The sequence below is a fragment of the Rhizobium sp. BT-226 genome, assembly GCF_025847085.2.
GTDB classification, from domain to species: Bacteria; Pseudomonadota; Alphaproteobacteria; order Rhizobiales; family Rhizobiaceae; genus Rhizobium; species Rhizobium sophorae.
Window position 1 is genome coordinate 1 of the sequence record NZ_JAOYTI010000001.1, and the last position, 16996, is coordinate 16996.

Annotated in this window: 16 protein-coding genes and 1 pseudogene; 9 read left to right on the plus strand and 8 right to left on the minus strand. The window is 60.8% G+C overall.

Going from position 1 to position 16996, the window contains the following annotated elements; translation table 11 throughout:
- The 5 genes and pseudogenes from OIU37_RS00005 to OIU37_RS00025 all read left to right on the plus strand — a co-directional run.
- Nucleotides 1–180: pseudogene (locus OIU37_RS00005) on the plus strand (sugar ABC transporter ATP-binding protein); the annotation flags it as partial.
- A 15-nt stretch (nt 181–195) separates the two neighbouring features.
- Complete coding sequence (locus tag OIU37_RS00010) at nt 196–1746, plus strand: GMC oxidoreductase (protein ID WP_264254952.1); 1551 nt, start codon at nt 196–198, stop codon at nt 1744–1746.
- Between the two features lies 1 nt (nt 1747).
- Nucleotides 1748–3403 (plus strand): GMC family oxidoreductase, encoded by a 1656-nt coding sequence (locus tag OIU37_RS00015; protein WP_180695407.1) that lies wholly within the window; start codon nt 1748–1750, stop codon nt 3401–3403.
- A gap of 24 nt (nt 3404–3427) precedes the next feature.
- Nucleotides 3428–4606, plus strand: coding sequence for a Gfo/Idh/MocA family protein (locus OIU37_RS00020; protein WP_264254953.1), 1179 nt, complete (start codon nt 3428–3430; stop codon nt 4604–4606).
- Nucleotides 4603–6687 (plus strand): FAD-binding protein, encoded by a 2085-nt coding sequence (locus tag OIU37_RS00025; protein ID WP_264254954.1) that lies wholly within the window; start codon nt 4603–4605, stop codon nt 6685–6687. Before OIU37_RS00020 ends, OIU37_RS00025 begins: the two co-directional genes overlap by 4 nt.
- A gap of 31 nt (nt 6688–6718) precedes the next feature.
- On the opposite strand, the gene OIU37_RS00030 is transcribed toward OIU37_RS00025, so the two are convergent.
- The 4 genes from OIU37_RS00030 to OIU37_RS00045 all read right to left on the minus strand — a co-directional run bounded on the left by OIU37_RS00030 (nt 6719) and on the right by OIU37_RS00045 (nt 8727).
- Nucleotides 6719–6901 (minus strand): hypothetical protein, encoded by a 183-nt coding sequence (locus tag OIU37_RS00030; protein WP_264254955.1) that lies wholly within the window; start codon nt 6899–6901, stop codon nt 6719–6721.
- A gap of 85 nt (nt 6902–6986) precedes the next feature.
- Complete coding sequence (gene xth / locus OIU37_RS00035) at nt 6987–7781, minus strand: exodeoxyribonuclease III (RefSeq protein WP_182211807.1); 795 nt, start codon at nt 7779–7781, stop codon at nt 6987–6989.
- A 36-nt stretch (nt 7782–7817) separates the two neighbouring features.
- Nucleotides 7818–8219: a GFA family protein gene (locus tag OIU37_RS00040; RefSeq protein ID WP_171602196.1), complete on the minus strand. Its 402-nt coding sequence runs from the start codon at nt 8217–8219 to the stop codon at nt 7818–7820.
- A 10-nt stretch (nt 8220–8229) separates the two neighbouring features.
- Nucleotides 8230–8727, minus strand: coding sequence for a hypothetical protein (locus OIU37_RS00045; RefSeq protein WP_264254956.1), 498 nt, complete (start codon nt 8725–8727; stop codon nt 8230–8232).
- 297 nt (nt 8728–9024) lie between these two features.
- Here OIU37_RS00045 and OIU37_RS00050 point away from each other — a divergent pair, with 297 nt between their 5' ends.
- Nucleotides 9025–9537: a hypothetical protein gene (locus OIU37_RS00050; protein ID WP_180695404.1), complete on the plus strand. Its 513-nt coding sequence runs from the start codon at nt 9025–9027 to the stop codon at nt 9535–9537.
- A gap of 27 nt (nt 9538–9564) precedes the next feature.
- On the opposite strand, the gene OIU37_RS00055 is transcribed toward OIU37_RS00050, so the two are convergent.
- The 3 genes from OIU37_RS00055 to OIU37_RS00065 all read right to left on the minus strand — a co-directional run bounded on the left by OIU37_RS00055 (nt 9565) and on the right by OIU37_RS00065 (nt 11818).
- Nucleotides 9565–10188 carry a response regulator transcription factor gene (locus OIU37_RS00055; RefSeq protein WP_171602198.1) on the minus strand — a complete coding sequence of 208 codons (624 nt, stop codon included), beginning with the start codon at nt 10186–10188 and terminating at the stop codon, nt 9565–9567.
- A gap of 2 nt (nt 10189–10190) precedes the next feature.
- On the minus strand, nt 10191–11579 hold the full coding sequence (locus tag OIU37_RS00060; RefSeq protein WP_171602199.1) for a sensor histidine kinase: 1389 nt from the start codon (nt 11577–11579) through the stop codon (nt 10191–10193).
- A gap of 62 nt (nt 11580–11641) precedes the next feature.
- Nucleotides 11642–11818 (minus strand): hypothetical protein, encoded by a 177-nt coding sequence (locus OIU37_RS00065; protein WP_171602200.1) that lies wholly within the window; start codon nt 11816–11818, stop codon nt 11642–11644.
- Nucleotides 11819–11994: 176 nt separating this feature from the next.
- On the opposite strand from OIU37_RS00065, the gene OIU37_RS00070 reads away from it, so the two are divergent.
- The 3 genes from OIU37_RS00070 to OIU37_RS00080 all read left to right on the plus strand — a co-directional run bounded on the left by OIU37_RS00070 (nt 11995) and on the right by OIU37_RS00080 (nt 16654).
- Nucleotides 11995–12831: a class I SAM-dependent methyltransferase gene (locus OIU37_RS00070; RefSeq protein WP_240603572.1), complete on the plus strand. Its 837-nt coding sequence runs from the start codon at nt 11995–11997 to the stop codon at nt 12829–12831.
- Nucleotides 12832–12947: 116 nt separating this feature from the next.
- Nucleotides 12948–13895, plus strand: coding sequence for a hypothetical protein (locus OIU37_RS00075; protein ID WP_171602201.1), 948 nt, complete (start codon nt 12948–12950; stop codon nt 13893–13895).
- A complete protein-coding gene (locus tag OIU37_RS00080) occupies nt 13892–16654 on the plus strand; it encodes an EAL domain-containing protein (RefSeq protein ID WP_264254957.1) in 2763 nt (920 codons plus the stop codon). Before OIU37_RS00075 ends, OIU37_RS00080 begins: the two co-directional genes overlap by 4 nt.
- Before the next feature lie 23 nt (nt 16655–16677).
- Here the strand turns inward: OIU37_RS00080 and OIU37_RS00085 are convergent, their stop codons facing one another.
- Entirely contained in the window at nt 16678–16944 is a 267-nt protein-coding gene (locus OIU37_RS00085) for a hypothetical protein (RefSeq protein WP_171602203.1), read from the minus strand.
- Between the last annotated feature and the right edge of the window lie 52 nt (nt 16945–16996).

The window sequence follows — 16996 nt, forward strand, 5'->3', positions numbered from 1 at the left end:
ATCGAGGTGGTGGAACCGGCCGGCTCCGACACCTTCGCCGTCACCAAGCTCGGCGGCAAATCCGTCGTCGCCCGCCTGCGCGCCGATACCGGTATCGCTCCAGGACAAAACACCCGCCTCGCATTCAATCTCGACAAGGCCGTGTTCTTCGATCCCAATAGCCAGGCCCGGATCGCGTGAGGGCCAGGTGCTGATATGAACGGTTCACCAGATATCGTCATCATCGGCTCAGGCGTCGGTGGCTCCACCGTCGCCGCCGGTCTCGCCGCGACCGGCGCCCGGATATTGATCCTCGAAGCCGGCGATCATATCGCCGATCTTCCGGTCAATCGCGACCAGCGCGCCATCTTCCAGCGCGGGCATTTCCGACCGAAGGAAACTTGGTACGAGGCAGACGGCAGAGGCTTCAATCCGGGCAACTATTACAATGTCGGCGGCAATTCGAAATTCTACGGCGCCGTGCTGTCGCGTTATCGCAGGGAGGATTTCGACGTCATCAAGCACCGCGAGGGTGTGTCGCCGGCCTGGCCGTTTCCCTATGAGGCGCTGGAGCCGTGGTACTCAAAGGCGGAACTGTTGTATCAGGTTCGCGGCAGCCTGGGCGAAGATCCCACCGAACCGCACCACTCGGCTGGCTACGCGTACCCGCCCGTGCCTGACGAGGCGCCGATCGCCTATATCAGGGCGCGCCTCAAACAGAAAGGCCTGCATCCGTCTTCGTTGCCGCTCGGCCTGGACCTCGACGCTTGGCTCTCCAAGGCGCAGACACCATGGGATGCCCATCCGAACGCACGCGACGGCAAGATGGATGCCGAGACCGCAGCCCTTGCGGTGGCGCTGAAGCACGAGAACGTGCGGCTCGAGACCAATGCGCGGGTGATAAGGCTCGACACAGGGGCGGGGAACCGGATCGACCGGGTCACCTATGTCAGGAACGGTGAGACGCTGACGGTGTCACCGAAGATCGTCATCCTTTCGGCAGGCGCCGTCCAGTCATCGGTGCTTTTGCTGCGCTCGAAAAACGACCGCTTCCCAAGGGGCCTGGCGAATTCCTCCGATCAGGTGGGCCGCAACTTCATGAATCACAACGCCTCCGCCGTCATCGGCGTCTCGCCGCGGTTCCGGAACACCGCCATCTACCAGAAGACGTTTGCCTTCAACGACTTCTATCTCTCGGACGGGGAGGGAGGACCGCCGCTCGGCAATGTGCAGCTCCTCGGCCGCATCTCCGAAAAGGTTCTCAAGGGCTCGTTGCCGCAGGCTCCGGAATGGTTCCTGCGTCTCGTCACGAGCCATGCCATCGACTTCTATGCGATGAGCGAGGACGTGCCCAATCCTGAAAGCCGGGTCATGGTCGATGGAGATCGGATCGTTCTCCAATGGCAGCGAACCAACTGGGATGCGCATCTGGCTCTTGTCGCCAAGCTGAAGGCGATCCTGAAATCGATCGGATTTCCGATCGTGCTGTCGCGGCCCTTCGACAAGCGCACGCCTTCCCATCAGTGCGGAACGGTCCGCATCGGCAACGATCCCGCGACAGCGCCGTTGGACCCGTACTGCCGGTCCTACGATCACGAGAACCTCTTCGTCGTCGACGCCGGTTTCCTCCCCACCTCGGCTGCGGTCAATCCTGCGCTCACCGTGGCCGCCCAGGCGCTGAGAGTGGCAGACCATATTGCGTTGAAGGACTTTGCAGGCATGACACAGGCGCTGGCGGTCGCCAGGCCGGATGCAACAGGACAGTAACATGGGATTCGATTACATCATCACCGGCGCCGGTCCGGCAGGATGCGTTCTGGCAAGCCGGCTGAGCGAAGATCCCGATGTCAGCGTGCTCCTGCTCGAGGCGGGCGGCGGCGACTGGAATCCTCTTTTTCATATGCCGGCCGGCTTCGCTAAGATGACCAAAGGTGTCGCCAGCTGGGGATGGGAAACCGTTCCCCAGAAACACATGAAAGGCCGGGTGCTTCGTTATACGCAGGCAAAGGTCATCGGCGGCGGCTCGTCGATCAACGCGCAGCTCTATACCCGCGGAAACGCCGTGGATTATGACCTCTGGGCGCGAGAAGACGGTTGCGAGGGCTGGGACTACCGTTCGATCCTACCCTATTTCAAACGCGCCGAGGACAATCAACGCTTCGCCGATGACTACCATTCCTATGGCGGTCCGCTGGGTGTCTCGATGCCGGCGGCAGCGCTGCCGATCTGCGATGCCTATATCCGTGCAGGGCAGGAGCTCGGCATCCCCTATAATCACGATTTCAATGGTCGCCAGCAGGCGGGCGTGGGATTTTACCAGCTGACGCAGCGCAATCGCCGTCGGTCGTCGGCGTCGCTCGCCTATCTCTCGCCGATCAAGGACCGCAAGAACCTGACGGTCCGGACGGGTGCGCGCGTCGCACGCATTATCGTGGAAGGAGGCCGTGCGACAGGCGTCGAGATCGTGACCTCGCGCGGCCAGGAGATCGTCCGCGCCGATCGCGAAGTACTGGTCTCATCGGGCGCCATCGGATCGCCGAAGCTGCTTCTGCAGTCCGGCATCGGACCGGCCGACCATCTGCGCTCTGTCGGCGTCAAGGTGCTGCACGATCTGCCGGGTGTCGGCGGCAACCTCCAGGATCACCTGGATCTATTCGTCATCGCCGAATGCACCGGCGATCACACCTATGACGGCGTCGCAAAGATCCACCGGACGCTTTGGGCAGGGCTTCAATATGTCCTGTTCCGGACCGGACCGGTCGCCTCGTCGCTCTTCGAGACCGGTGGCTTCTGGTATGCCGATCCGCTGGCACGGTCTCCCGATATCCAGTTCCACCTAGGTCTGGGATCGGGCATCGAGGCAGGTGTCGAGCGGCTCAAGAATGCGGGCGTGACGCTCAACTCCGCCTATCTGCATCCGCGCTCGCGCGGGACGGTCCGTCTGTCATCCTCCGACCCGGCTGCCACTCCCTTGATCGACCCCAACTACTGGTCTGATCCTCACGACAGGACAATGTCGCTGGAGGGGCTCAAGCTCGCGCGCGAAATCATGCAGCAGGCGGCGCTGAAGCCCTATGTCATGGCCGAACGGCTTCCCGGACCGAAGGTCATGACCGACGAGCAGCTTTTCGATTATGGCTGCACCAACGCCAAGACCGACCATCATCCGGTTGGCACCTGCAAGATGGGGAGGGGACCGGACGCGGTTGTCGGGCTGGATCTCAAGGTCCACGGCCTGGAAGGCCTCAGGGTCTGCGATTCCTCGGTCATGCCGCGCGTGCCGTCCTGCAATACCAACGCTCCGACAATCATGGTCGGCGAAAAGGGATCGGACCTCATTCGCGGCCTGCCGGCACTTGCCCCCACCATCTTCGCCTATGAACGCAACGATGCGAGGCCTCGGGCCCGCGCCGAAATCCGGTAAGTCCTGTCGAGAGGAGAGACGACAATGTCTGAAGTCAGAGTTGCAGTGCTTGGCGCCTCGGGCTGGATGGGAAAAGTCCACACGATGGCCTATCAGACGTTTCCGCATTTCTTCGGAGTGTCGGATGGAACGGCACGGATCGTCGCTCTCGTCGAAGGCCCCTCGACGGCAGCCGAGGATATTGCCCATAGGGCGCCGGGCGCAAGGGTTCTTCAGGATTGGAAACTGGCCGTCGCTGATCCCGATGTCGATCTGATCGATATTTGCCTGCCTGACCATCTTCACTACGAGGTGGCCAAGGCCGCTTTGCTGGCTGGCAAACATGTCTACTGCGAGAAGCCATTGGCAAACACCGCCGCCGAAGCGCGGGAACTGGCCGACATCGCCAGGGAAAAGGGTGTGATTACCCGTGTCGGACACGCCTTTCCCCGAAATCCCGTCCATGATCTGGCGAAAGACATCATTCAATCCGGCGAAATCGGCGAGATCAAGCTGTTCCGCGGCTGCCAGCACGTCGACATGTATGGCGATCCGAACGCGCCCTTCATGTGGCGGGCCGATGGAAAGCTTGCGCCGACCGGGATCGTCGGTGACACCGGCTCGCACATCTTCAGTTTCATGGATTTCCTGGTCGGCCACGTCAGTTCCCTGATCGCCGACAATCTGATCGTGACGCCGCGCCGGCCCGTCGTCGAGGGCCTTGCCTATGGCGAGCAGGTGAAACTGACAGGCGATGAGTCCTGGGCAGACATTACCAATCCCGATGCGACGAACCTGCTATGCCGGTTCGAGAACGGCGCCGGCGGGATCGTCGATTTCAGCCGTGTTGCGACCGGCCGCAAGTTCATGCAGACCTACGAAATCTACGGAACGAAAGGCAGCATCGCCTACACCTATGACGAAATAAACCGGCTGGGCTTCTACTCCAACGACGACCGGACGGGTCGGCGCGGCTTCCGGGAGATCGACGTCGGTCCGGAGAATCCCACCTTCAGGGCTTTCCTTCCTCTGCCGAATTTCGGCTTAGGCTACAATGAAAGCAAGATCATCGAAGCGGCCGAGGTAATCCGCTCGATCGTTGCCAACAGGCCGATGTGGCCGACATTCGAGACCGGCCACCACATCTGCCAGATCGTCGACGCATGCATGGAGTCTTCCCGGCAGAGGCGTTGGGTCGACATCCCGCTGGCTGAACGTCAATGACCATAGGCGTTCCGCAGGAAATTCTTGACGCACTGACCGATGTCGACATGCCGCGGCTTCCGCCCGAGGCTGTGCCTTCGGAAACGGCCCGGCTCACCGGCATCGAGGCGCCGGTCTATCGCGCCGGTTGCGTCGTCGTCGGATCGGGTGCTGCAGGTCTGCGGGCGGCGGTAGAAATGAAACGGCGCGGCGATGACGTCGTCATCGTCAGCCAAAACGCGTGGGGTGGAACTTCGGCCTGTTCGGGATCCGACAAGCAGACCCTGCACACGGCAAACACCGCCGATCAGGGCGACAATTACAAGGCGATGGCCCGCGCCATCCGCAGCGGCGGCGCGATGGACGAGGATACGGCCTACGTCGAGGCCGTGGGCTCGTCCCGGATGATGGCGTCGCTCCAGTTTTTAGGCCTGCCGCTGCCTCAGGATCCGCTTGGTGGGACGCTGAGATACCAGACCGATCACGATGAGGTCGGCCGCGCCACCAGCTGCGGCCCGCGCACCTCGCGCCTGATGGTCAAGGTGCTGGCCGAGGAGGCTATCCGCCTCGGAGTGCCGTTCTATAACCAGACCACGGCGGTCAAGATTCTCACTGGGGGTGAGGGGGCTGACCGCCATGTCGTCGGCATGCTCGTCATGCGCGCCAGCGACCGCACGGAGGAGAACCCGCTGGGCATCGCGCTGTTCGTGAGTGGCGTGATCGTGCTCGCCGCCGGCGGACCGGGCGAACTCTATCGCGACAGCGTTTATCCCAACGGCTGCTTCGGCTCTCTCGGATTGGCGCTGGAGGCAGGCGTCGAACTCGTCAACCTGACCGAAAGCCAGTTTGGTATCGGTACACGCAGGGAAGGTTTCCCATGGAACCTGTCGGGCACCTACGTGCAGGCGATCCCGCATATCTACTCGCTCGATTCCGAAGGCGCCGAACACCATTTCCTGGCAGAATACTATCGCAGCACGCAGGAGCTGGCGTCGAACGTCTTCCGCAAGGGCTATCAATGGCCGTTTCACGCGACGCGCATGCTCGATTTCGGCTCGAGCCTGGTCGACCTTGCTATCTCCAGCGAAACCGCCGCGGGGCGGCGCGTCTTTATGGATTTCAATCGCAATCCGCCACCCGTGCCGGGTGACCTGCCGTTCAGCCTGGAAAGACTGGACGAAGACGTCCGCGGCTATCTCGGCAAGGCCGGTGCCGACCAGGACATGCCGATCGATCGATTGAAGCATATGAACCCGCTCGCGATCGAACTTTACCGCCGCTACAAGATCGATATTGCCGAGGAGCCGCTGGAATTTGCGGTCAATAACCAGCACATGAACGGCGGCATCATGGTCGACACCTGGGGCAGCAGCAGTCTCGGCGGCTGTTACGCTGTCGGGGAAGCAGCGGGCACACACGGTGTGACGAGGCCCGGCGGAGCGGCGCTCAATGCCGGACAGGTCTTCGGCACCCGCGCGGCCGAGCATATCAGCGCGAGCGGCAGGGCGAAGCGAGCAGCCACAGAGGATATAACCGGTACGGCAGAGGCAGGCATCGCCAGCCTCCTTTCCGCCCTTCGCACCGAGAGCCCACTCACCGTCAAATCGATCCGCTCGGAGGTGCAGGTACGCATGAGCGAGAAGGCCGGCATCCTCTGCGATCAGCAGAGCGTCGCCCAGGCCTTGATCGAGGCGCGGCAGCTGAATGCGGACATTCGCGCTCGCGGCGTCGCCTACGGTCGTGCAGGCGAGGCGGTCCGAGGCGTACAATGGCGGCACATGGCGCTCGCTTCGGAAGCGGTGCTCAGCGCGCTCGACTTCTTCATTCGCAATGGCGGCGGCAGCCGTGGGGCACGCGCGATATGCGATGCTAAGGGTGAATCCCTTCCGCTGGCGAGCGCAGCTCCGTTGGAGGAATATCGTTTCCGGAGAGAGCGCGAAGCAGATCGGGACAAGCAGATCGTCGTTCGGCTCGATGGCGATGAGATCAGGCTGTCGACGCGTGCAAACCGCACTTTCGATGAAAGCGCCAGGTCCTTCTTCGAGCGGGATTGGCCGGCTTGGCTGACGGGCCGCATCTATGATCTGAGCACCGATGACTGACGCCGCCACGCGCGGGGTGCAACTCTGCCGATCAATCGGGATTCGGAACCGGGGGCGGAACCCGGATGCGCTCGGTGTCGTCAGACCCTTCGGCGATGGCTTCCTCGCTTTTCTGCAACCGTCTTGGCGGGTTCTTTCCTTCGACAGGCTTGGGCGACAACTGGTCGTCGGCCTGGATTTCGTCGGTGTTCAGGTAGTTCTTGCTCTCGTTCATTGCAGTAACCTCCCTTTGCAAGGAAACTCCCGCGATATGGCGAGGTTCCCTCGCTCCTCTGCTTACCTCGCCTGAGTATCGCGGCTCATAGGTCGGCTCCAGCTTCGGAAACGTCGAGTTCGATCATGACGGGCGCGTGGTCGCTCGTATGCTCCCAGCTGCGCGGCTTTCTCCTGACTGTTGCCGATCGAAGCCATGGCGCGACTGCCGGACTGAGCAGGAAATGGTCGATCCGAAGCCCTGCATCACGTTCGAAGCTGTTCCGCCAGTATTTCCAGAAGGTATAGATACGCTCTCCCGGATGCAGATGCCTGACGGCGTCGGTCCATCCCTGAGCGACGAGATCAGCGTAGGCCTTGCGCACTTCAGGCCTGAAGAGGGCGTCGTCCAGCCAGCGCTCCGGCTTGTAGACGTCGATCTCCGTCGGCATGACGTTGAAGTCGCCGGCCAGGATCGCAGGCACCTCGAGTTCGAGGAGTTCGGCGGCGTAGCCGTGCAGCCGCCGGAACCAGCGGAGCTTGTAGTCGAACTTAGCACTCGGGAAGGGATTGCCGTTCGGCAGATACAGGCATCCGATGACGATACCATCGATGACGGCTTCGATATAGCGGCTGTGGCTGTCATCGGGATCGCCGGGAAGCCCGCGCCGCGTCAGGATCGGTGTCTTGCCCCTCGCCAGGATGGCGACCCCGTTCCAGGATCTCTGTCCGTGCCAGACGGCGCCGTAGCCGGCCCGTTCGATCTCCTTTCGCGGAAACCCGGCGTCGTCGGTCTTCAGTTCCTGGAGGCAGACCACATCAGGGGCATCCTCCTTGATCCAGCCCAGCAGGATGTCTAGCCGCCCATTGATCCCGTTGACATTGTAGGTTGCGATTTTCATGAGATCCCCGGAATTCGAGGCGGTGCCGGATATCCTCTAGAAGCGCTCCTGAGTTTCCTCCTCAGGAAGTCCCCGCCCGCAATCGGCCCAATCAAGACGGCTCTCCACACCGTAGTGTCCCGCCGGGCTGATCTTTTCCGGGTGGTCGAGCGAGCCGACGGTCACCCGGATCAGTTCGTCGCCGTCGTATTGAAGATAGAGTGGTGTTCCGCACTTGCAGCAGAAGCCACGAGTCGCAATCGGCGAGGATCGGTACGAGGTGGGCGTACCGGCCGTCCAGGCAAGGTCGTCGATCCTCGCCTGGACCAAGACCGCGAAAGGGCCTCCGGTCGCTTTCTTGCACATGTCGCAGTGGCAGTACCCCGAATGCGGCGGATCAACGGCGAATGCGTACCGGCAGGATCCGCAAAGACAGCCGCCAGTCCATCGCGCTGCCATGGCTGGCTCCTCAACGCGTCGCGCCGAAGACGAAGGCGATGCCGGCGACGATCGCTGCGGCTGTCAGCGGCTGCCGGCGTATGCGATCCTCGAGGTCATGGACGAATGTGCGTGCTTCCGCCTTTGCCAGGCGGGCTGTTCCAGTAGCCAGTTCCGAAGCAGATTCAACCATCCGACCGGCTTCCTTCTGAAGCGCGCGCATTTCTTCGCGATCCACATCATATCCTTCGGAGGGGCGGGCGGTTTCACCGCTTGAGCGCAGGGCTTGATCCACGAGTGGAAATTCCTCGTCCAGCCTGCTGGGATCTGGCTCCCGCTTCACACGCTCAGCCGCCTCGACGTCGCTGCGGCCGGCGGGAATGGAGGTGTGGGTGGCTGACACCGGGTCGGACGCTGGAAAGGTGTCCTCGATTGCTTTGTCGAGTTCGCCTTTTCGCGGCTGCTTCCGCTGCTCTGCCTGCTCATTTCGCATCGACTGGACTGCGGGGGAGTCGTTCGGATTTGCCATTGGGGTTTCCTCTGTTGCACTTCGACAATCAAAGCGACGACAGGGAAAGAAGTTCCATAGAAATGCTTCCGTGCTTAATCCAAAGGATTGAACGGAGGCCAGCAATGGTGCTTACGGTGACATTGCACGGCCTTTTTCCGATGATAAGCATTGCAATCGGGTCAAGCCGGACCAAAGTCTTGCCGGTGCCTACTACCTAGGTCGGTTGCATTCTTTACTCGGAACAGCGAGAAATCTCATACGTCATATTCATATATTGTATGGGAAACCGCGAGGACGGGCGAACGAGGCTATGGCATGAGTATCCGGAAACGCGATTTTCTAAGATTGGGCGGCAGCGCGGCCGTCGCACTCGTCGCTGCCGCATTGCCAGTCAGTTTGAATTTCGGCGGTTCCCTTCCTGTTCTGGCATTGGACTTTGCGCAGGCAAAGGACGGCAACAACGGGAATGGCAATGGTAATGGTGGAGGGAATGGCGGCGGCAACGGCGGTAACGGCAACGGCGGCGGTAACGGCAATGGCAACGGGGGAGGGAATGGCAGCGGCAACGGTAACAGCGGTGGGAATTCCTCCGGTGGGAATTCCTCCGGCGGCGGCGGATCCACTTCCTCGACCACAGGATCGTCAGCGGGATCTGGAGCGAGAGCGACAGCAGCGTCCGATGGCTCGATCGACGTCCGTCATTCGAATGGCATCACTGAAGTCCTGCAGCGCGGTCGCTACATTATGAAGGACTCGAAGGGCCGGACGATTATAAATCGACAGGCGACGGCCAACGATGCCCGCCGGCTGAGCCGCTTCCTTCGCTGAAATGTGGTAGGCGGGCGATAACCTCTTTCAGCGGCGTTCGCGCCATTGTAAAGCCGCTTCAGTCCTGTTCGAGGCGCCGAGCTTGCTCAGAATCTGGGTCATATGGTGCTTCACCGTCTTTTCCTGCAGGCTGAGACGCAAGCCGATATGCTTGTTTGACAAACCCTGAGCGACAAGATCCATCACCTCGCGTTCCCGTGGCGTCAGGCTGCTTTTGTCGGAGGTTCCGCCATTCAAGGAATTTTCCATGACTTTCGCCGACATGGTCGGCGAGATATATCGCGAGCCGCGCAAAACGGTTTGGATCGCTTCGGCCAGGCCACGTGAACCAACACCTTTCAGAACATAGCCCATCGCACCCCGTTGCAGAGCTCCCAGTAAAGTGTCTACCTCCTCGGATACCGTCAACATCAGCACTTTCGTTGTGGGGCTCCGCGCCAGGACGTCACTGATCGCAGAAAGTCCGCCGCCGGGCATCGAGACATCGAGGAGCATGATGTCGGGGTGGTTGTCCGAAGCGATCATCACAGCGTCATCGCTGCTGGCCCCCTCGCCAACGACGATAAAGCCGCTGATCTCGGAGAGGCTGCGCGTTACACCCTCACGAAAAAGCGGATGATCGTCCACGACGCCGATGGTGATTGCTGTCATCCCTATTCTCCCACTTCCATTGGCTCGAAGATCATGGTCACGGTTGTTCCTCCTTCGCCTGTCTTGATGTCGAAAGATCCTCCCAGGCTGTCGATGCGCTCCCGCAACCCGACGAGGCCGAGGCTCGTTGGCCTCACCTCGGTCGGATCGAAGCCGTCGCCGCGATCGCTGACCTCGATACGGACATGACCCTTGTGCGATACGGCCCTGACAGTCTGCTGAACGCCGCCGCCGTGGCGATAGGCGTTGTTCAAGGCTTCCTGAACGAAGCGATAGATACAGATCTTCACGGCAGGAGCGAGTTCGGGTCCATCCTCGTCGATGACAGTTTCGACAGGTGTTTCGGTCTTGTGTTGATGCGCTTCGACGACCCGCTTGACGATCTCGGTGATCGAGGACTTCTCGATCTGAGGGAGCACCAGTCCGCTGCAGATATTGCGGATCTCCGCCATCGCTTCGGCAAGGCTCGAACGTATCCAGGCAAGCTCCTTTTCGCGCGCTTCGGGCTGGGTGGACGCATTGATCAACACGTCGCTGTCCAGGCGCAAGGAGGCATAGGCAATGTGCTGGGCCGGACCGTCGTGCAGATCGGCACCGATGCTGCGCAAATATGTTTCGTTCAGCGCTGCCGCCCGCTGGGAGGCGCGCTGCAGGCGCCGCTGAAGTCCGCGGTTTTCCGCAAGCAGCGCAGAGAGTTCGGTGACCCGTTCTTTGAGATCCTTGCGCTGCGCCTCGATCGTGCGGCTACCCCGGAACACCAGAATGGAGAGAACAAGGAAAAAGGTCGCCGTGAGGGCGGCGACGGCGCCCCAGCTCCGGAGCCTGGCATGCGCCAGACTATCGCCCAGTCCTTCCGCTGTCTCGTAGAACTCGAGGACGGCGACTGCCTGTCCGGACCATGGCTGGAGCACCGGGTTATAGATCTCCATCAGCGGCTTGCCGAGCGCGCGCTCCTTGTCGCTTTCCGGATCGCTGGCGATTTCGTAGCGCGCGACGAGAGACCCTGCGAATGCCCTCCGCAGCTTGTCGCTGACTGCAAACGTCCTGCCCACCAGTTCCTTCTCGTTCGAATAGAGGATGGTGCCGTCGCTTCGCCACAGCTTGAACGAAACAAGGCGTTTGCCGAGTGCACCCTGACCGAGCGTCTCGTCCAGAGCCAGAGCACTCGCTTCATCAAGCAGTGATTCTGTTTGCATATCGGGAAGCAGCGGCGCGATCACGCTGTCCACATAAAGCGCCGTCGCCGCGCCTGAGTTGTGGATAACGGTCTCCTCTATCAGGTGGCTCACAAAAAAGCCCACCACGAACATGGCGGCAATCGAAATGAGCCCACCCGCGATGAAAAACTGGGAGGCGAGAGAGCGGGCATTCCAGCGGCGAAGCCAATTCATTTTGATACCGGTAAGAGACTGCCCGATTAACCTACCGCGTCTTTAGAGTTTTCCAAACAGCATCAGGGCACATTCCTGGTATCGAACACCTCGGCGCCTGTCACGCTCTGGGTCAACCCGGCGGTATCGCCGGACATGGCTGCGCCGAAGATGTAGAGAAGAGCGGCCAGAACAATAACAAGTGCGAAGACGGACGCGTTACAGGCGTCATTCACTCGGGATCTATGACTCTGGTTCATGTTCGGATCTCCTTCAGTATCGTTCGAAACGGCGCGAGTCCGACTCGCGTTCCACCCCCAGGGACTTCGGTCCGACAGGGCTAGGACCAAGGTCTGACGTCCATAGACATCAACAGATTCAGTCATATCTCACGATCGACAGACCAGGGTTTGGAGGCATGTGAGTGACGATTTCCATGGATATCGAAAGCAGCGCCCATGACGCATCTGCCTCTTCTCTCGCGCCGTTCGAGGAAGGCGTCGCCGAGCTTTACGACACCCTCCTCGTGCCGATCATCTTCGAACCCTATGCGTCGGAGATAGCGATCGTCGCCGGACGGTTGAAACCCGGCAGCGTTCTCGAGGTCGCGGCGGGGACTGGCGCCTTGACACGCGCTTTGCGGGCGACACTCGATCATGCAACAGAGCTCGTTGCCACCGATCTCAGTCAGGCGATGATCGACGTCGGGGCACCATCGCTGACGATGTCGCGGACTCACTGGATGCACGCCGACGCGCAAAATCTCCCTTTCGCGCCCTCGATGTTCGATCTCGTCGTCTGCCAGTTCGGGGTGATGTTCTTTCCGGACAAGCTGAGGGCCTATGGCGAGGCTGCAAGAGTGTTGCGGAGCGGCGGTCGTTTCCTGTTTGCGACCTGGGATTCACTTTCTGCTAACGACTTCGCGAGATATATGGACGAATGCCTGGCAGGCATCTTTCGCTCCGACCCGCCGGACTTTCTAAGTCGCCTGCCATATTCCTATTTCGACCCCCATACGATCAAGGCGCATATGTCTTCGGCTGGATTTGATTCGGTTTCTTGCGATCGGATCGAGTTGACCTCCGTCGCGGCCGCGCACGACGTCGCTGCAGCCTTCTGTCAAGGCACTCCGCTCAGAGGAGAGATCGAAAAGCGGGCGCCGGGGCGCATTTTGGAGATCGTCGACGAGGTGGCCGAGCAACTGGAATCGCGCCACGGAGTGCGTCCGTGTGGCGGCATGAGTGCGTTGGTCGTCGTCGGCCGTGTTTCATAACGCCCGTCGCCGTATACCTGCATTCCAATCAAGCGATTTCTACAATCAACGTCCCCATTTATAATCATTCTTAATTGGAAGGTGCTTCACTCGGCTGAAGGTCGGGGATAGCATCTATGGTGGCAATATTTCGAATTCTGGTCGCAGCATTGTTGTTGCTGTCGACCGCCGCGTTCGCGGCTGCAGGCGACTGGAAGGTCGTCAGGGCGACGGAGCAGGTGAAATATACCGTCGACAGAACGAACTGGCTGGAGCTGCGCGCCGGCGACGTGGTTCCCAACCGAGCATGGGTTTCGACTGGTCCGCGCGGGCGGGTGCAGCTTGCCAGGGGCGTCGAAAGCATCACTTTCCAGCCGAACACGCTCGCCTCCATCACCGGCTATGGAGGGTTCCTCTCGCCGCAGACGCAGATCGTCCAGCAGGTTGGCTCGCTGGAGCTTGAGATTGAGAAGCGAAGCCAGCCGCATACGACCGTGCAGACGCCCTATCTCGCGGCCGTCGTGAAAGGGACGATCTTCCACGTGACGGTCGATAAGACGAAGGCATCCGTCTTCGTGGATCGCGGCCTGGTTCAGGTAACGTCTTTCGCAAGCGGCCAACAATCCAACCTTGGGCCGCGCCAAAGCGCAACAGTCGACAGCATGGCGGGCATGACGGTGAGGGGCCAGGCAACCAAGCCCGGGATCACGTCGGTTGCACCGTCGCTCGCTAAGATTCCTCCCGTCGGCACCACGAAAATCGCGGGTGCAGTCGAAGCGTCCGAGGCTGAGAATAAGTCTTCGGCCGCGGGCAAGGATAAGGGTTCCAGCGCCAGCAGCGATGGTAACAGCGCGAACGGCAAGGGCAATGGAAGCAGCAGTAACGGAAACGGCAACAGCGGGGGCAATGGCAAGTCCGGTGGAAACGGCAACGGCAACAGCGGTAAGAGCGACAACAATAGCGGGGGCAGCGGTAACGGCAATTCCGGCGGAAACGGCAGCGGTAATTCCGGCGGCAATGACAACAGCGGCAAGGGCGACAACAATAGCGGCGGCAACGGAAACGGCAAAGGCAAGAACAAGTGAGACGAAGGACCAGGGCTGCTGGGGACTATTTCTCCGGTAGCGTCAGCACCATAACGGTTCGCATTCTGCTGATCGCTATGATGCTGGCACTGCCGCTAGCCAGTGCCAATTTCGGCATCTTTCAAGGAATCAACAACAGTCTTTTTGCCAAGCGCTTCGAATGGGCTCCTCGCCAAGCCACCGGCAACGTCGTCTTCGTTGCAATCGACAAGCATTCTCTCGATGCCGTTGGGACTTGGCCCTGGCCGCGGAGCATTTATGCGACCGTGCTCGATAAGCTGATCGCGTCAGGCGCCAAAGACGTTTTCCTCGACGTCGATTTCAGTGCATTCTCCAGCAAGCAGGAGGATGACCGCCTGGCGGCGGCGCTGACTAGAGCCGGAGGGGGCGTGCTTTTGCCGGTGTTCCGGCAGCAGGAGACGGCGTCATCGTCTCAAACCGCGGTGACGAGGCCGATCCCACAGCTTCTTCAGAATGCCTGGCCCGCATTTGCCAATGTCGCGATGGATGCGGATGGGATCGTCCGCCGTTTCGATTTGGGAAGCCAGCTTGACGGGAATCCCACCCAGTCCGCTGCATCAGCCCTTGGCAGGATCGACAGCAGTTCCGGTTCCCTGCTGGTCGACTACTCGATAAGACCCGACACTGTCCCGACCTTCTCCTTGTCCGAAGTTCTGTATGGGAGCGTACCGGCCGAGGCGGTGAGAGACCGCTCGGTTGTGGTTGGAGCATCCGCGACCGAGCTGAAAGACATTTTTGCCGTTCCCGTATACGGAGCCATCGCCGGCCCGCTCATCCACGTGCTCGCTGCGGAAACGCTGCTGCAGAACCGCTTCCTCGGGATGCTCGACCAAGCGCCGTTGGAACTCTTGTTTGCGGCCCTGCTTATTGTCGGTGTGATCTGTGGGCGCTCGACGGCAATTGTCACGATGGCGGCAGTCGGACTGATCATGGTCATCGTCGGCGAAATCGGCGCATTCCTGCTGCAATGGCAGTACGGCCTTCTTGTCGGGACAGCGGTGCCGTGGTCGCTGCTCCTGCTCGCGTGGATGCTGGCCCTGAACGAACGCGTCGACCTCGGTCAAATGCTTGTCGCCATAGCCAACACGGAAGCTCGAAACACAAGACGCCTCATGAGAAGGATTATTGCCGACAGTTCGGACGGCGTCGTTGCATTCGACGGCGATCTGAGGATCGTCGAGGTGAGCGAATCCGCAAAAGCCCTGTTGCGAGTCGATATTGGCGCCTCCCTTCTCGATGGCGCCGACACCGCCATGATCGGCATCCTGCAGAGGCTGGTTTCAGAGCACGATGCTGAGCCAGGCAAGATACATACCGCGCTCGCCGACTTCACCGGCAACAGCGGTTCACATGCAGCTCATTACGAGGCGTCCATCACAATTTCACCTACCGAACAGCCGACGGCGGCGCGGTCGCGGTTCGCCGGCTGCCTGATCATACGAGACGTCACCGCGCGATGCGAATATGAACGGCGGTTGAAGAAACTGTCCGAGCTGGACGACCTCACCGGATTGCTTAATCGTCGGGAATTCGCGTCTCGACTGGCTGCCATTGAAGGCGAGGTCCTCGTCTCGGTGTTGGATATCGAGCGTTTCTCGTCGCTTTGCGCCACTCTTGGCCGCGACGCTGGGGACGAGCTTTTGAAAGCGGTGGCGGCCAGGCTGGGGAGCGCCTTCGCCGACGATTTGCTGGCAAGACTGGACGGCGACCATTTCGCCATCGCCACCTTCACAACCGATGAACGTCGGATCGAAGATTTTGCAGATAGTCTTTTGCGGCTGTTCGAAGAGCCCATATTGCTCCGCGGCGCGGTTGTCCCGGTCTCGATTCGCCTCGGAGTAGCGCGCTCGGGCGACGCGGCTCCCGGCGCTCTTCCGACCGCCGCTGAATCTGCACTGGACGCCGTCAAGGCCAGCCCTGGGCAACGATGGTCGTCTTTCGATCCTTCTACTGCCATTCGCCAAGCGCGGTCGCGCCGGCTGGAGCGGGACATGCGCGATGCTCTTCAGAGCCGGCAGTTCTTCCTGCAGTTCCAGCCGCAGCTCGAATTGAGAAGCAGGCGCCTCGTCGGCGCGGAGGCATTGATCAGATGGAACCATCCGGAGTTCGGGTTGATATCTCCGGCCGAGTTCATCCCGATCGCTGAATCCTCTGGCCTGATCTGCGATATCGGCCGCTGGACGCTGTTTGAAGCCTGCACCGAGGCGGCCGCTTGGCCCGGCGAGTTCAGCGTCGCAGTCAACGTTTCGGCACTTCAGTTCGAGCGGTCCGACGTTGAGGCCGACGTGATGGACGCGTTGTCCTGCAGCGGGCTTCCTTCTTCCCGCTTATGTCTCGAATTGACGGAATCCACTTTCCTCGATCAAGGCGGCGCCTCGATCACCAAGATGCGCGTGCTTCGCGATCGAGGGATCGTCATTGCCCTCGACGACTTCGGGACCGGCTATTCGTCGATGAACTATCTTGCCGATCTTCCTCTCGACAAGCTCAAGATCGATCAGTCCTTCGTCAGGCGAATGACCGGCAATCCAAGCATATTCGAAATAGTGCGGGCCATCATCTCCCTTGCGCACGGCTTGAAACTAGAGGTCGTCGCTGAGGGCGTCGAAGAGGAGCCGGAAGCCGAAGCACTGCAGCGGCTCGGATGCGAGATGGGGCAGGGCTATCTCTTCGGCCGGCCCGACGGCTCTGGTCGCATGCATTCCGAATGGAGCGTACAGAAGTTTCTGCCCGCCTAATTTAGATATGACGGCTCACTGACTCAGCTCGTGCGCTGCGCGTAGGAAGGCTCGCGCATGGCCCGGATGACGTGCTGCTCGATGTCGGAACAAGTCTCATCGTATTCCCGCACCAGATTCGGATCGAACCGTTGCCGCTGCACTGCGTCGCGGGCTTCGACAGCCATCTGGTAGGCTTCGAAGAGCTCGAGCTGCAACGGGTCGCAGGCTGCCATGATCAGCTTGCGCATCTGCGGCAGGCGCATCGCCAGGCGCCTGCGTCCCGCTTCCCGGCGGTTGGATCGTGCCATCTCCTCCAGTCTCCTCAATGCCCGCGATCACAGGGCCTTCCGATCCACAATT

What these genes read in the sequence shown, in the direction of transcription:
- OIU37_RS00010 (WP_264254952.1), top strand. Translation starts at nt 196, where the DNA reads ATGAACGGTTCACCAGATATCGTCATCATCGGCTCAGGCGTCGGTGGC.
- OIU37_RS00015 (WP_180695407.1), top strand. Translation starts at nt 1,748, where the DNA reads ATGGGATTCGATTACATCATCACCGGCGCCGGTCCGGCAGGATGCGTT.
- OIU37_RS00020 (WP_264254953.1), top strand. Translation starts at nt 3,428, where the DNA reads ATGTCTGAAGTCAGAGTTGCAGTGCTTGGCGCCTCGGGCTGGATGGGA.
- OIU37_RS00025 (WP_264254954.1), top strand. Translation starts at nt 4,603, where the DNA reads ATGACCATAGGCGTTCCGCAGGAAATTCTTGACGCACTGACCGATGTC.
- OIU37_RS00030 (WP_264254955.1), bottom strand. Translation starts at nt 6,901, where the DNA reads ATGAACGAGAGCAAGAACTACCTGAACACCGACGAAATCCAGGCCGAC.
- xth (WP_182211807.1), bottom strand. Translation starts at nt 7,781, where the DNA reads ATGAAAATCGCAACCTACAATGTCAACGGGATCAATGGGCGGCTAGAC.
- OIU37_RS00040 (WP_171602196.1), bottom strand. Translation starts at nt 8,219, where the DNA reads ATGGCAGCGCGATGGACTGGCGGCTGTCTTTGCGGATCCTGCCGGTAC.
- OIU37_RS00045 (WP_264254956.1), bottom strand. Translation starts at nt 8,727, where the DNA reads ATGGCAAATCCGAACGACTCCCCCGCAGTCCAGTCGATGCGAAATGAG.
- OIU37_RS00050 (WP_180695404.1), top strand. Translation starts at nt 9,025, where the DNA reads ATGAGTATCCGGAAACGCGATTTTCTAAGATTGGGCGGCAGCGCGGCC.
- OIU37_RS00055 (WP_171602198.1), bottom strand. Translation starts at nt 10,188, where the DNA reads ATGACAGCAATCACCATCGGCGTCGTGGACGATCATCCGCTTTTTCGT.
- OIU37_RS00060 (WP_171602199.1), bottom strand. Translation starts at nt 11,579, where the DNA reads ATGAATTGGCTTCGCCGCTGGAATGCCCGCTCTCTCGCCTCCCAGTTT.
- OIU37_RS00065 (WP_171602200.1), bottom strand. Translation starts at nt 11,818, where the DNA reads ATGAACCAGAGTCATAGATCCCGAGTGAATGACGCCTGTAACGCGTCC.
- OIU37_RS00070 (WP_240603572.1), top strand. Translation starts at nt 11,995, where the DNA reads ATGGATATCGAAAGCAGCGCCCATGACGCATCTGCCTCTTCTCTCGCG.
- OIU37_RS00075 (WP_171602201.1), top strand. Translation starts at nt 12,948, where the DNA reads ATGGTGGCAATATTTCGAATTCTGGTCGCAGCATTGTTGTTGCTGTCG.
- OIU37_RS00085 (WP_171602203.1), bottom strand. Translation starts at nt 16,944, where the DNA reads ATGGCACGATCCAACCGCCGGGAAGCGGGACGCAGGCGCCTGGCGATG.